Below are 14,280 nucleotides of genomic sequence, written 5' to 3'. Positions count from 1 at the left end.
CTGCCTGCTGGCTGTTGCTCCTGCTCCTTTCGGTGCCCAGACTTACGTGGGCGCAGGCGGCCCTGTCTGATAAATACCGTCAGCGAGCCGAGTCGCTTTATGATAGTAGTGATTACAAAGGGGCCATAATCTGGTACGAAAAAGCCTTTGGGCTGGTGCAGCATAGCGACCCCGTACGGGCAGCCAACCTCTGCGTTGACCTCAGCAGCATGGATTACATGAAGAACCATACCCGTAAGGCTACCGACCGTTGCCTGCTCGGGCTGCGCTACCTTAATCCCTTGAAAACGGCTCCCGACTCAATTCGTTTTAAGCTGTTTTCGAGTTTGGGAACGTACTACAAAGCACTATACCGAAAAGATTCTGCACTGTTCTATTTTCGCAAAGCCGATGCATTGTTAGCACAAAATCCACACATCGAACAGCAAATACCGCTGTATGTGTTATATCATTTTAATAACCAGGCGAACTGGTTTTTTAAAGTAGGTAATTATACAAGGGGTATAGTTTGCTTGACTAAAGCGGAGGAGATTTCTAACAAGTATGGATCTCCCAAAGAGATGGCATATGTAGAAAGTAATCTTGCGGGCTGTTATGATGCTATGGGCAATTTTAATGAAGCTCTATTTCATATATATCGAGCGGAAAAAATTTATTCGAATAATGATATTCAGAAATGGCGTTATACATCAGGTATTGGATTGACATTATATAATTTAAAGCATTATAGCGAAGCATTAGATTATTTTGTCAAAGCAGAACGATTGCTGACTGAATTACGTAAAAGGCCATCAGACTATTTGTCAGATCAAATTCATCTTTGGCGTATGATGAGTAGCTGCTATCGTGCAGTTAACCAATTGTCGACATCCGATCACTATATCGATCAGGCAACTCGCTTGCACTATCAATACATAGGTAATCAAGGATCTTCACTAGCTCAGGTGTTGCTAGAAAAGGGGAAACTCTATGAAGCGTGGAATGAGCCCGAACGGGCTCTAAGGTCCTATCAGGCTGCTATTCGGGCCGTTTGCCGCGATACAACCGGATTGACGAATAATTGGCGAAACCCTTCAGCTGAAACTGCTTCTGATGAAGCCACTTTACTACTGGCCGCTACCCATAAAGCGGCTGCTCTGAAAAAACAGTATGACGCCACACGCAAAAATACCTACCTGACCGCATCGGTTGACACCTACCGCTATTGTGTCGGACTTCAGCAGCGCATTCGGCATGGAATCGATACCGATCAGTCGCAGGTTATTTTTTCAGATCGCCAGTATGCGCTTGTACCCGATGCCATAGCCGCTACATTCGAAGCGTACCAGCATCAGCCAGGCACAGCGTTGCGAGAGGCCCTGTTTCAGCTTTTCGAGCAGGCACAGGCCAGTAGTCTGCGCGAAGCCTTCCGGTTGAATACCATAAAACCCCAGACTATACCGGGACCCATGCTCGAACGGGAGCAACGCCTGAAAAAACGGATCAGTGAGCTGAAAAAACGTTCGGTTAGCGATACGGCCGCGAGTACTGAACTTACGGCTTGCCAGCTCCAGTGGCACCAGCTCATGGAAACGTTCCGCCAGGATTATCCGGCCTATTACCGGCTCAACTATCAGTATGTGGTCATGAGTAGCCGAGACTTACAGCAGCAACTGGGCCATCAGGCTGCCTATGTTGCCTATGTTCGGCGGGGGGCTTCACTATTTATCCTGGTGGTTACCGATGGGGCCATTGATGTTATTCGTCAGCCCATTGATGCGGCTCGTTTCGATGAGCAGTTGATAAAATTGAGTCAGGAACTTTACCATGACCCCGTGCTGGGACGATACAACGGAACGGCCTATGCCGCAGGGTTGTATGCCGCCTGCATCGAGCCGATTCGGAAGCAGCTGGCGGGCAAAACACGACTCGTTATCAGCCGCGACTGGAGCTTTAATTTTTTGCCATTCGAAGTGCTTGAAACGGGCAGGCAGTCGCGGGATTACCTGACTCGCCATGTGGCTATCGCCTATGCCTTTTCGGCCCAGTCGTTTTTCGATGTACACCAACGTTCGGCCAGTACCAACCCCGTGCTGGTGATGGCCCCATTTGCGCGGGCTGAGGCACTTGAATCAACCGTCAACCGCCAGGGTACAGCGCAGACACTGGCATCGAGCGAAGCCGAAGCCCGTAGCATTGGTGGCGATGTGCTGATTGGCCTTGAAGCCAATTTGCCGAATTTTCTGCAAACAAGTTTCGATCGGCCGGTTATATACTTTGCTACGCATGCCAAAACCGACGACGCCGATCCGGCCAACTCCTACATCGCGTTTTATCCCGGCGAAACAGATAAACTTTATACCGACGACATCTATAATCTGTCGCTGACATCCACGGGACTGGCTGTGCTGGGGGCCTGCGAAACCGGGTCGGGCCAGATCAGGAAAGGAGAAGGAATTCTGTCACTGGCGCGGGCGTTTGCGTATGCGGGTTGCCCATCGGTTGTCACAACGCTCTGGAAAGCCAATGACGAAACCACATCTTTTCTGACCATTCGGCTCCACCATTATTTGGAGGAGGGCATGTCTACCGATCGGGCGTTACAGCAGGCTCGACTCGATTTTTTCGAATCGCCGATATTCCCTAAATACGATCATCCTTATTACTGGGCCAATTATACCTTGCTTGGCAACTATAATCCGGTGATGCCGGATGGGGATCGATCAATGGCCGTTTGGTGGCTGCTTCTTGTTGTGGGCATTGGTCTGCTTGTGTTCTGGCAGCGAAAACGATTGGTACATTCTTTAAAAGAAAAGGAGTTGGTAGCCTAAACCTATAAGAGTAGTGCATTGAACAGGGCCTCTAACTAAAAATGAGCCCCCATTTGAGGCTCATTTTTATGATAAACTTAATTCCCACCACCATTACCATCCTTCGGTGGTTGGTCGGCCTCGTCATCAGCGAGGGCAGGATGAGCTTGGGTAGTTTTTTTAACCGGAGCGGCTTGAGGTTCAACGGACTCCGACTGGCAGGAAGCCAGGGTAAAGGTGGTCGCCAGGGCGAACAGGACCAGCAGATTTTTAAGGTTGGTACGCATGGTTTTAATAAATGGTATAACGCTTAAAATTAGGGATTTCCTAATCGTGGTCTGTACACCGAAAAATAAAAATGAGCCCCGTTTGAGGCTCATTTTTATGGCAAACTTAATTCGGCCAACCATCCTTCGGCGGCTTATCGGCCTCGTCATCGGCGAGGGTGGGATGAGCTTCGGTGGTTTTTTTAACCGGAGCGGCTTGAGGTTCAACGGACTCCGACTGGCAGGAAGCCAGGGTAAAGGTGGTCGCCAGGGCGAACAGGACCAGCAGATTTTTAAGGTTAGCGCGCATAAGAAAATAGGAAATGAAGTTTGTCAAACCGAATCCCCCCGGATTCACAGCTTCACGTCCTGGGTTTTCACATTTCCTGATGCGTGCTTAAAAATTTTTTATTTTTTTTTAGGTGTTACCTCGTCGGCATTGGGCGGCATAAAGACACAAAGAAGCTTCTATCCTTCCTCATGCAGAAAACCTTTACAGACCAGCAGATTTTTGACGGTTTACTCACGAAGAATGCCCCGCTAGTGGAGGCCATTGTCAGCTTCCTCTATGAGCAGTGTCAGCGAAGCGTTACGCGGATGGTAACCCGCAACAAAGGCTCGGATGCCGATGCCGAGGATTTGTTTCAGGAGGTAATTGTGGTATTCCTGCAAAACACCTGGGATGGTAAATTCCAGCTCCGTCAGAATACCCGCGTAACGACCTACATTTACGAAATCGCGCACCTGATGTGGCTGAAAGAGCTGCGCAGGCGGGCCGCCCAGAACAAACGCAACGATCGCTACGGCCAGCAGCAGAGTGTTGAGCAACCCGATGCGCCCAGCCCCGAGCAGGAACTTATGAGCGAGGAGGAAGTGAGATCGGCACGGGCCATCTTCGGGCGGCTGGGCGACATGTGCCAGGAGCTATTGAAGGCATTTTACTTCGATAAGAAGTCGATGAAACAGATAGCCGAAGAGTTTGGATTGGGAACGGAAGACAACGCCAAAACCAAAAAGTACCGATGCGTGCTTGCGCTGAGGAAACTAATGACATCATGAAAAGACCAACAGATAAACAACAGGAACACGAGTGGATAGAGCGATATCTGAGCGGTCAGATGACCAGCGACGAAAGGGCTGAGGTGGAGGCCGAAAGGCAAACCGATCCCGACTTCGATAATGAAGTAATTCTCCTTAAACGCACACACGAACTAATGAAGGAAGCTTTTCTGGAACAGCGGGCCGTGGCCACGCTAAAACAACTTCAACAGCAAAGCCGCCAGCGAACGCAGCGCATTCGGTTAGTCCGCCGTTCGCTGTCAGGGGTTGTCAGTGCGGGCTTCATGCTGATTCTATATCTGTCGGTTGTGCCGGTGGTTTTCCCCGATTCCGAAAACGACATCAACGTAACCCGCAGCCTGGCCGACGATAGCAGTACGGTCGCCGTGGTTCAGAAACGCGCCTTCAACCAGTTTTTTGAAGGGCAGGCTCACCTGACCGAAGGCCAGTATGCGCTGGCGGTGAAAAACTTCGAACAGGTGCTGAGGTCATCGGATATTCGACCCTATTTCCGCGAAGCAGCCCAATGGCATCTGGCCGTCGCCTACCTGAAAAGCGGTGAACCTGACAAAGCAGAGCGCGTATATGCTCAATTTACGCAGTGTATCGATTGTGAGTATCCGATCAAAACGGTTGACCGCTGGAAAATCTGGTGGCAAATCAAATGGGCACAGTGGCTCAGCTAATGTTTTTTGATCTTTATCGGTGAACATGTCCACATTTTCTTTTTTCCCGAATCGTAAAAGAGACATTGCCCGTCTGATCGAGCAGAGCCGACTGCTGTTCGATGCCGAATCGAAGCAAAACTTCGCCGAACAGGTTAGCGAGGTCTTCGATCCGCTGATCGATCGTCGTCTGTCAAAAGCCGAACGCGCCAATGAACCCCTACAACAAACGATCCTTTTCGAGCTTTGCGGTCTGATCGGTACGCTGACCCTGACGGACACGTATTTTATAGAACACTATAAGACCGTTCTGGATGATCTGATTGATGCCTGCCGCTGGAAAATCCGGATCAAGGATATTCCCTTTGTGGAAATGGCTCAGAACAGCGGGCAGCGGCAGACGGATATTCGACGGTGGATTACCCAGATTCGTGAACGTCAGAAGCCCAGCCATGCCCAGAAACTGGCGCTCCTGCTGACTCCGACCGATCAACAGGAAGTTGCCTACCGAACATTACGATCCTATCTGGCCTATCTGGAAAAACAGAACCAGCCTATCCACACGACTCCTTTATTCTGGCTTCGTAACGGGCGTGTTCAACTGCGTATCAATCTTTTTCGGGAGTCCTTACTCGAACAGATCGCACTACGGGTATATTTATTCCATAAATCCAGCGAGGCCGGTTTCATTGAAGAGAGCCTGAGTAAAGTAAAGCACTGGGTAACGGCGCAGGTGGCCGATCGGGCAGAAGGAATGGGGCCGGAACTAATCGAAGGCATCAACGATATTGTCAGCAAGGTAAAACTGGAATTCATCAACAAATGCCAGCGTTACCGGGCCGATCCGGAAACGTTTTATCTGGACGCCAGACTGACGAGTTATCTGACTGGTTTCGTTAAACGAAGTGCCGCCATCAGCAAGCTTCTGGCCGCGCAGAAACAGGATGGTAACGAAGATGAACTGGCCACTAAAAATGCCAGCACTGAATACACGCCTTATGACACTGATCCGTATGAGGCCGACGATTTAGGGGATGATGATGTGTTTGCTTTCGACACATCCGATCCTCTGGAAGAGCAGCGAGATATAGTGCGTTCGTGTTTGAAATTGTTATGCGATACGTGCCGTGACATCATTATGCGACATTATAACGATGGGTTTAGCCAGCCAGTACCGTTTAAGACGCTTGCCATCGAATTTGGCGGATCGGTAAAAACCCTGGAAAGCAGGTACATAAAATGCATGGAGCAATTAAAAAAGTTGGCCCATGACGCTTATAAAAAACAACAACTAATACCATACCCCCGATGACACCATCTCAACGTCGACGACTTATCGAAAAACGCCAGCGGGGTACACTGACTGAAGAAGAGAATCAGCAATATCAGGAATTGCTGAGGACTGATTCCTCGTTTTACGACGATGTCAATATGCATGCCATGTTGACGGATGTATCCAGGCGGGATGCTGGTCAGGAATTATGGGAAGCGGCCGGTAAAGCGCGGGCCAAGGCTCGTAAACGCTCTACCGTTCTGGCAACAGTATGGCGCCATCCCTATGCCTATGCCATGGCGGCCTGTGTTTCGCTATTGATTGTAGGTGTGTGGGTAGGTGGAGGAGACTGGTTAAGAAATCTTTTCACGCTGCCGAACAGCACGCCACAAATCGTAAAATCAGAGAAACGGGATGTTCGTTTGTTGACAGACAACTCGACGATGGGGTATGATGACTACGGTGGTTCTATATGGATACAATGGAAGCGGAATCAGCAACAAAAGATACCGCAGGCCTATACATTCTGCCGTGACACATTGACTGTTTTTTTGAAAAATCCTCAGGATACTGCCCAGTGGCAGTCGGTGGGGTTGCGTTTTAATTCGGAGAAACAGATATTGTATGTCAGTAGGCTTAATAAACCGCTTCTGCCACTCCTCGAATGTACTCAAGCTCCTCAATCGCTTCCATTCTCGCCCTGACCGGGCTAGTTGGAACTCTCTTTTTAGCTACACCAGTCAAGGCACAGTTGCTGCGTGATGCTGATCGCTGTGACTGTGAAGATATTCCTGTTAAAAAGAGGCAGGGTTATCTGATAAATGAAGAAAAGGCCATCCAATTGGTCAACCAGATGTTGGTCGATATTAAAAAGTATGCACCCCAGATCCGGTTTAAGGGGAAGATTAAAGTTATAGAGACTGATTGTCCCTACCCAAGCGCCTTGCTTTGTACCTCGACGGCCAATGGCGAAGAGCGATTGATCACTTACAACAATGAGTATCTGAACCGAATCTCTAAAGAAAAGAATAAATTGACCTGGGTAGACTGGCATGTACTGGCACACGAAGTTGGTCACCATGTGTTAGGTCATCTGGATGGTAGTAGCCCGATCAATCCTGCCCAAAAAGCATTAGAGAAAGAACCAAAAACTGGTGAGGGCGAAAAGGCTGTGAAGGGGCAAAATACGAAACAAAAAGCATCGGATAGGCATGTTAAGGCTAATCAGCAGGCCAAAGAAATAGAAGCCGACTTTTTTGCTGTATGGCTGCTTATGAATAGTAATGACCGGTTTTCGTTCAGGAGTTTTATCACTAGTTTCGATAGCATCTTCGTTCGTTCATCGGAACGGGAAAGCCAAAGGCGAACCACAACTAAAAACAAAGCAGGCCGCTCCAATGACTCATCTGTCGAATCGGCATCGCATCCTTTTTTTGGAGACCGGCTTAAGGCAATGACGCAGTTTTGGGATAAACTCCAGGCTAAGCGTGTAACCCTTGCCAGAGCTCATTACTTTTCTGATGCCGCCAATGCGGCCTATGTTGAACTACAACCCGAACGTGTTATTTGGGATCTTGGATTCGTGGCAGGCATGACAGTGGCAGGAAAGCCTGTATTTACGTCAAATGGGCTACCGGTGGCTGGTCTGCTTTATTCATTCCCTGATACGAAAAACTGGTATGCTGGCCTGAATATTAGCCGTTTTAAGTGGCATAGCCCTTTGCGCTATGAAGCAGATGTAGCCTTCTCGAGCCAGCGGTATGGTACAATGCTTGGCGATGGTAGCTCAAAGCGGCTGATCGAAACGCTGGATTTGCGCTATTTGACAGTCTTTCCGAAGGTTACCTGGAGTCCGCTGGGCCGGAGAAGCAATCAATTCGTTGCTAACCGGATTGGTTTCTTTGCGAGTGCAGGACCAACGTTGAGGCTACCGTTGGGCATCGACTATACTAATTCGGCTACGACTGTAGCTCCGGCTAATGTCCCGACGCTTCAAGTATCCGTTAGCCCACGAGTAACAATAGGCATCGAATTGCTCAGAAAAACCATTCGGGCGGGTGCTTACAAACTTGCAGTAAGCTATGAGTGTCAGAATATTCAGCTCAATACCGATCCGCACCCTAAAACAAAATCACACAATTTAGACGTCACCCTTCAATACAACTTTGCCCGTTGGTAAGGATCTGTAAAGAATTGGTTCCTGAGTAAGACTTCGTCAGCATATCGGATGCTGGTTTACTAAACTGACAATTTTCGAAAGTGGGCCTTAGTGTCTGATTGTTAAGGTATACTCCTGACAATCAGATACTAAGGCCCACTTTTTTGTGCCTCCACGCTCGCCAGATCATCTGATTTTCGCTTAGTTAAAAATACTTCTAACATTCCCTGTTACCTCGATCATCTGGCAGGCATAAAGAACTAAAAGCCAGCTATCAGACTCGGTTGGGTAGCTGGTCACACATAACCTACTCACAATCAAAGACTACATGTATGGTAAAACTAATACGCAATGGTTGGCTGGTACTCCCGCTTCTGATGCTGCTGACCAGCCCTTTAGCCGCTCAGAAAACGCCTGAGATCACACTCGAAAAAGTCGCTGAAAAATGCAAAGGACTTGCCCGTGACAAACGCGTGGTAGTGAAAGTGGCCCGGTTTAATGTATCGACTAAATCGGCCCAGGCTAACTCAACATTTGGCGATGAACTAGCCACAATGCTGACTTCGGCCATTCAGCAGACCAACTGCTTCCGGGTTATGGAAATGAACCGCAATGTGGGTGATGCGACCGGCGAAATGGCTTTTGGTCAGGATGGTTTTACGGATGGTTCTGGCCCACAGGCTGGTAAAATGGTTGGAGCACAGCTAGTTGTGACGGGCGAGGTGACTGACTTCACTGAGGGTAACAAATCGACGCAGGTGGGTGGATTCAATTTTGGCGGCAATACGGCAACGCTAGGCTTTACGCTGAAACTGCTCAATCCGCAAACAGGCGAACTGCTTTTCAGCCGTGATATCAACATGAAAGGCAATTCGTCGGGGTTCCGGGGTATGAAACTCGGCGGAGCAAATGGCCTGGCAATTGGTGGCTCTACCGAGAACCGTGCTGTACAGGATGCTGTCCAGAAGGCCATTATCAAGGCCGTTGAGATCATGTCGGATGCGAAAGACCAGATTGAAATGCCTGAGCCGATGAAACCGAAGGAAATCAAACGGTACACGGCCCAAAACTGTCAGATGCTCCGAAATGGCTCTCCTAAAGTGATTATTCTGGTAACGGAAGCCACAACTGCCGGTACTGCCCGCGACAATACAACGACCGATCTGAACCGGCGCGAGCGCGAAATAGCACTCAAGGAACGGGAAGCGAATGTAGGCCTGGCGAGTGAGGTGGTCAAGGGAATATTTGGTGGCCGCAATCGGGATGCGAAAAAAGAAGAGCCAGCCAGTCGGCAGACAGCCTCGTCGGCGGTGTTTAAACCCGTCGTGATCGAGCAATCGGCTACCGAGACGGAGTTAATTCGCCAGTTTGTCGAAGCGGGTTTCCGGGTCGTTGATCCCAAAATCTACGGAAAGATGCGACAGGTCGCTGATTCGTCGGCCGATCTGGCAGCCATGGCATCGCTCGGTCTGAAAATGGGAGCTAACATCATCGTTACAGGGCAAACGATTTCGGAACGTACGAACTCGCAGGGAGGCATGGTGTCTTGTCGGGCACGGCTCGAAATTCGGGCCATCGCTACCGAAGATGGGTCGATTCTGGCGACGAATGCTGTAGCAGGTGGTGGCATTGATGTGTCTGAAGCGATTGCCAATAAAATTGCCATCCGGAATGCATCCGAGAACATGACACAGTATCTGCTCGAACGGTTGTGTTCCATGAACGTGCAGTTTGCAAGCGCAGTTGGTGGCGGTGGTAAATCTACGGCAAGCCCGGCGGCTGCCATTGCTTCCGTACCAGCAGCAGCCGTGACCGATATCGATATTGCCAATACCAGTTACGCGAAACTTACGACGGTGGCCGAGTTCCTGAAGAAAAACTCCAAAGTAAAAGCTGTTCAGAAAAATCTGAAAGGCAGCGATGGTGTGCTCCATATCGAACACCTGGGCACTACCGATGAACTGGTTGATCTACTCAGCAAAAATCCGGCAATCAAATTTGATGTCGTGAGCCTGGAAGCAGGTAAGGCCAGCCTGAAAATGAATTGAGTCTCGCTTGTTTCAATGCTTTCCGTTTCTACCACACCATAAAAGCCCCACAGCCATAAAGGCTATGGTGACGTGGGGCCATTTTTTTAAATTACTTGATTTTACTTGTCATGAACATCCGAAAGGCACTATTGATTTTCCTGATTCTCGGCTCATTCTCTGGAATCGTATACGCGCAAAAATCGTCGATGGTAATAGCACCAACGGGTAATGCAGAGGGGCTCACGCGGGAAACCGTTGATGCCGGGCAGGAATTTTATCCGCGCATTAGCCCCGATGGAAAACTGCTGCTCTATAATAGCCTGGAAAAGACTACCTATTTCACACTCTCGGAGACCGGCAATCTGATGGCCAAGACGGATAAAAAACTCCGGATCATCAAGAAGGAAATTGGTTCACCCGTTACGAACCCACTGGTTACCGATGCGGCTTATCCGACCTGGATGCCAAACAATTCCGGTATTCTATTCTCGTACGTCAAACCGGTGCGTGCGGTCATTGTTCGTTCCAGTCTGGCCGGCGTTGGCCTGAACTATGTGTCGCAGGGCGAAATGGGAGAAGATGATGCTGAGCCTGTTATCACGCGGGACATGAGCAAAATTTACTTCACAACGATTATGGGCCGAAGCCGGATGATCTGCTCGATGGATGCAAAAGGCGGCAATTTCACGGTCTTAACCGAAGGAGGGCACCTGGCGCTCAATCCGAATGATAACACGAAAATTATTTACAACGCCAAAGTTGGGAAAGTTGTACAGGTATTTACGATGGACCTTAAAACAGGCCAGAAAGCCCAGCTCACCAATGGCGACTACAACAACAAGGATGGCGCCTTCTCGACGGATGGGAAATACATCGCTTTCGTCAGCAACCGCGAAAACCCCAAAAAGAGAAATCATCACCTCTATGTCATGAAAGTGGAAGGTACCGATCTGATTCAGCTTACCCAGGGCGATACGGATGAGGGCGACCCCTGCTTTGGCCCGGATGGTACCGTGTATTTCTATTCCAATGCGGATAAAAATTATAATATCTGGAAAGTGAAACCCCGCTATACGCGTTAATCCACACCGTTTTTACCTTCAAACCAATCAATCAAATGAAAAAAATACTGCTTCTGACCACATCGCTGATTTGCTTTCACCTGTCAACTTATGCTCAACTTCGTTTTGGGCTGACGGGCGGCCTACAAACATCTAAGTTACAGGTAAGTGCATCCGGCCTCAGTGTCAATACCAGTGGTTTATTTGGCGTGCACGTGGGTGGGGTTGCCGAATACACCGTTAACGACAACTTCTTCATTCGGCCAGAGTTACTGCTCAGTTTTAAAGGGGGAACCCTTAGTGATGGTTTTGATAAATACAGAACAAGCCTGACTTATCTCGAAGTACCCATTCAGGCCGTCTATAAATACGAGGTAGGTAATGGCAAACTGGTTGGCGGTATTGGACCTTACTTTGGCTTTTTACTGGGTGGTATGGATGATGATGAACGGATTGAAGTGGGTACGGACGTGAAAGCACTCGATGCCGGACTGCGTTTATTGGGCGGTTATGAACTGACCGAAAAGAATCTGATGCTTAACCTGTTCTATAATGTGGGCTTAGCCAATATCAACCCTAGCGCTAGGGGAAAGCTTAAAAACAGCACGTTTGGCCTGTCGGTCACTTATTTTCTGGGTGAACGATAGCCTGGTTACGTTCTCAGAAACTAACCTCGCCTGATCGGCTTTAGCGATTTGTTTTTGTATGAATGATTACTTACAACTTCTATCCATAGCATTTTTGTATGAATCGACTTTTCACACTGCTCGTTGGGCTAGTAAGCCTTGCCTTCCAGCCGAGCTGGGGCCAAACGACCGAAACGGAGCCTAACAACTCATTTACGCAAGCTAATTCTATAGCGTTAGACAAAGAGATCCAGGCTTCTTTGCCTTCCGGCGATATTGATTATTTTAAAGTAACAATATCGACACCAGGAGTACTGAATGTAGCGGTTGAAAAAGTACCAAAGGATATAAACATTGCTATTGAAATATTCAATGCCAGTACGGTCAGACTAGCAAGTGAAGGGTCCAGAGGTTATGGCTTTAGCTCCTATGCAGATGCTCAGGTATGTGCTCCGGGGACATATTATGTCGTTGTGGTTGGTAATTATAGCTCCAGCAAGGAGACATTTACGTTAAAAGCTACGCTTGATGTCACTGATGTGTATGAGTGTAATAATACGTTTCAGACCGCTACCACGGTCAAAAACGGAGATAAGCTCAGGATTGCTTTAAACGACGCTGAGGATGTCGATTACTTTAAGATTGACATAAAAAAACCTGGTATCCTCTATGCAGCAACCGAAAATATACCCACTGAGTTTGGTACCTATTTGCAGATATACAATAGTGCTACGCAGTCTTTAGAGCAATGGTCTTCGGGTAACGGCGCGAATGGGTATATTGATTATCCTATTTGTGATCCAGGCATATATTATGTTGTAGTTGCCCGAAATAACTACACAACTTATAGCCCAAAACTCTTCGATTTTCGCATTGGTATAGACACTTCAGATGTGTATGAGTGCAACAATGCATTTACGACAGCGAAAGAAATAAAAAGTGGCCAAAAATTGAAAATTCAAATGGCCGACGAAGATGACGCTGATTACTTTAAAATCAATGTAACAAAACCTGGACTCCTATACGTAGCAGCCGAGAATATACCAAAGGAGTTTGGGGTCTATATGCAAATTTTCGACCCTGCCAATCGTGAAATCAGGCGCACATCCGGTAATTCAGGTCAAAATGCTTACATGGACAAAAGCGTTTGTGGTATAGGTACATATTATGTGGTGATAAGTCGAAACAACTACACAAATTATAGTTATGATCTTTTTGATTTAGTTGTGCTGCATGATACTACAGATGCGTATGAATGTAACAATACATTCACGGAAGCTAAGTCAATTTCCATTGCGAAGCCCATTAAGGCAACCTTGGCCGACGCTGATGACGTTGATTTTTTCAAATTCACGGTTGATACGCGTACGACATTAATTGTTAAAATGTTGGATATTCCGGCGCAGGTTAGTTCGACAGTCCGTATTTATAATGCATCCCAAAACCAAATTCTACAGGCATTCAGTAATAATGAAAAAAGCCTGGTAGTCAATCGAAATGCCTACGACCCCGGCGTTTACTATATCCGTGTCGATCGAAACAGTAATGCGTATAGCTACAATCCATATACACTGGAAGTTGCCCGAGATACTGTATTACCGCCCAAATTATCAGCCAATTTGTTAAGTATTTGCCCCGGTGGTGAAGTAAGTCTGACCGCTAGTGAGTGTACCGGTACAGTAAGGTGGTCAACCAGTCAGACCGGACTAACTATTTCGGTAAAACCGACAGCGGCTACGAGTTACACAGCGGTTTGTGAAGATGGAGGCCGAGTTAGCCTGCCATCAACTCCGTTGACAATTTCTATCAAACCAGTGCCGGTCGCAACAGCCTCAGCTAGTAGTAATGGTAATTATTACGAAACCCAGACTATTCAACTGTCGGCTACTGGGGGTGGAACATATCTCTGGCAGGGGCCTAATAACTATTCATCGAGTGCACAGAATCCGTCAATTGCGAATGCCAAAGCCGGTATGTCGGGCGACTATGTAGTTAAAGTGACAAATACCGAGAGTTGTACGGCTAGTGCCAGCGTCAAGGTGACGGTTTCACTCATTACGGGTATCGAACCCAACGCCGACGGCATTGGGCTAACTGTATCGCCCAATCCCATATCGGAAGAATGTACGGTTAAACTAGTGCTCGATAAACCTGCTCCCGCGATGGTGCGATTACTGAGTACGGCAGGAAAAGAAGTACGGCAATGGGAGTCGAATAAGACCACGCGTTTTCATGAAGCCACTTTTAGGCTAGCAGACCTGCCTGCTGGCTTATACATCATACAGGTAAAGGCTAATGACAAAACAGCAAGTGAAAAAGTACTCAAAAACTGACAATCTACCCCATTTTCCTG

12 protein-coding genes are annotated in these 14,280 nt (G+C 48.1%); 10 read left to right on the top strand and 2 right to left on the bottom strand.

The window, feature by feature from the left end; translation table 11 throughout:
• The first annotated feature begins 32 nt into the window (after positions 1-32).
• On the top strand, positions 33-2,810 hold the full coding sequence (locus GJR95_RS38260; RefSeq protein WP_232541000.1) for a CHAT domain-containing protein: 2,778 nt from the start codon (positions 33-35) through the stop codon (positions 2,808-2,810).
• Between the two features lie 77 nt (positions 2,811-2,887).
• Here GJR95_RS38260 and GJR95_RS38255 read toward each other — a convergent pair whose 3' ends face one another.
• Complete coding sequence (locus tag GJR95_RS38255) at positions 2,888-3,076, bottom strand: hypothetical protein (protein ID WP_162390877.1); 189 nt, start codon at positions 3,074-3,076, stop codon at positions 2,888-2,890.
• 106 nt (positions 3,077-3,182) lie between these two features.
• Positions 3,183-3,365, bottom strand: coding sequence for a hypothetical protein (locus GJR95_RS38250; protein WP_162390876.1), 183 nt, complete (start codon positions 3,363-3,365; stop codon positions 3,183-3,185).
• A gap of 170 nt (positions 3,366-3,535) precedes the next feature.
• Between GJR95_RS38250 and GJR95_RS38245 the strand changes: the two genes are divergently transcribed.
• From GJR95_RS38245 to GJR95_RS38205, 9 genes are all read left to right on the top strand, one after another.
• Positions 3,536-4,114: an RNA polymerase sigma factor gene (locus tag GJR95_RS38245; RefSeq protein ID WP_162390875.1), complete on the top strand. Its 579-nt coding sequence runs from the start codon at positions 3,536-3,538 to the stop codon at positions 4,112-4,114.
• The gene (locus GJR95_RS38240) at positions 4,111-4,800 is read left to right on the top strand and encodes a tetratricopeptide repeat protein (RefSeq protein ID WP_162390874.1); all 690 of its coding nucleotides are present in this window, start codon (positions 4,111-4,113) and stop codon (positions 4,798-4,800) included. Before GJR95_RS38245 ends, GJR95_RS38240 begins: the two co-directional genes overlap by 4 nt.
• A 25-nt stretch (positions 4,801-4,825) precedes the next feature.
• A complete protein-coding gene (locus tag GJR95_RS38235) occupies positions 4,826-6,091 on the top strand; it encodes a sigma-70 family RNA polymerase sigma factor (protein ID WP_162390873.1) in 1,266 nt (421 codons plus the stop codon).
• Entirely contained in the window at positions 6,088-6,756 is a 669-nt protein-coding gene (locus GJR95_RS38230; protein ID WP_162390872.1) for a hypothetical protein, read from the top strand. Before GJR95_RS38235 ends, GJR95_RS38230 begins: the two co-directional genes overlap by 4 nt.
• The gene (locus GJR95_RS38225; RefSeq protein ID WP_162390871.1) at positions 6,717-8,231 is read left to right on the top strand and encodes a hypothetical protein; all 1,515 of its coding nucleotides are present in this window, start codon (positions 6,717-6,719) and stop codon (positions 8,229-8,231) included. The genes GJR95_RS38230 and GJR95_RS38225 overlap by 40 nt, the downstream gene beginning before the upstream one ends.
• Before the next feature lie 311 nt (positions 8,232-8,542).
• Complete coding sequence (locus GJR95_RS38220; protein WP_162390870.1) at positions 8,543-10,258, top strand: CsgG/HfaB family protein; 1,716 nt, start codon at positions 8,543-8,545, stop codon at positions 10,256-10,258.
• Positions 10,259-10,368: 110 nt separating this feature from the next.
• Positions 10,369-11,322, top strand: a complete 954-nt coding sequence (locus tag GJR95_RS38215) for a DUF5050 domain-containing protein (protein WP_174260251.1) — start codon at positions 10,369-10,371, stop codon at positions 11,320-11,322.
• Between the two features lie 35 nt (positions 11,323-11,357).
• Positions 11,358-11,948 (top strand): porin family protein, encoded by a 591-nt coding sequence (locus GJR95_RS38210; protein WP_162390869.1) that lies wholly within the window; start codon positions 11,358-11,360, stop codon positions 11,946-11,948.
• Positions 11,949-12,046: 98 nt separating this feature from the next.
• On the top strand, positions 12,047-14,260 hold the full coding sequence (locus tag GJR95_RS38205; RefSeq protein ID WP_162390868.1) for a T9SS type A sorting domain-containing protein: 2,214 nt from the start codon (positions 12,047-12,049) through the stop codon (positions 14,258-14,260).
• Positions 14,261-14,280: the final 20 nt, after the last annotated feature.

This window comes from Spirosoma endbachense (genome assembly GCF_010233585.1).
GTDB classification, from domain to species: domain Bacteria; phylum Bacteroidota; class Bacteroidia; order Cytophagales; family Spirosomataceae; genus Spirosoma; species Spirosoma endbachense.
The sequence above is the reverse complement of the archived record's forward strand: the minus strand, read 5'-3'. Positions and strand labels throughout refer to the sequence as shown.

Excerpts from the sequence above, each read along its gene's own strand:
- GJR95_RS38255 (WP_162390877.1), bottom strand. The coding sequence starts at position 3,076 with ATGCGTACCAACCTTAAAAATCTGCTGGTCCTGTTCGCCCTGGCGACC.
- GJR95_RS38250 (WP_162390876.1), bottom strand. The coding sequence starts at position 3,365 with ATGCGCGCTAACCTTAAAAATCTGCTGGTCCTGTTCGCCCTGGCGACC.
- GJR95_RS38245 (WP_162390875.1), top strand. The coding sequence starts at position 3,536 with ATGCAGAAAACCTTTACAGACCAGCAGATTTTTGACGGTTTACTCACG.
- GJR95_RS38240 (WP_162390874.1), top strand. The coding sequence starts at position 4,111 with ATGAAAAGACCAACAGATAAACAACAGGAACACGAGTGGATAGAGCGA.
- GJR95_RS38235 (WP_162390873.1), top strand. The coding sequence starts at position 4,826 with ATGTCCACATTTTCTTTTTTCCCGAATCGTAAAAGAGACATTGCCCGT.
- GJR95_RS38230 (WP_162390872.1), top strand. The coding sequence starts at position 6,088 with ATGACACCATCTCAACGTCGACGACTTATCGAAAAACGCCAGCGGGGT.
- GJR95_RS38225 (WP_162390871.1), top strand. The coding sequence starts at position 6,717 with ATGTACTCAAGCTCCTCAATCGCTTCCATTCTCGCCCTGACCGGGCTA.
- GJR95_RS38220 (WP_162390870.1), top strand. The coding sequence starts at position 8,543 with ATGGTAAAACTAATACGCAATGGTTGGCTGGTACTCCCGCTTCTGATG.
- GJR95_RS38215 (WP_174260251.1), top strand. The coding sequence starts at position 10,369 with ATGAACATCCGAAAGGCACTATTGATTTTCCTGATTCTCGGCTCATTC.
- GJR95_RS38210 (WP_162390869.1), top strand. The coding sequence starts at position 11,358 with ATGAAAAAAATACTGCTTCTGACCACATCGCTGATTTGCTTTCACCTG.
- GJR95_RS38205 (WP_162390868.1), top strand. The coding sequence starts at position 12,047 with ATGAATCGACTTTTCACACTGCTCGTTGGGCTAGTAAGCCTTGCCTTC.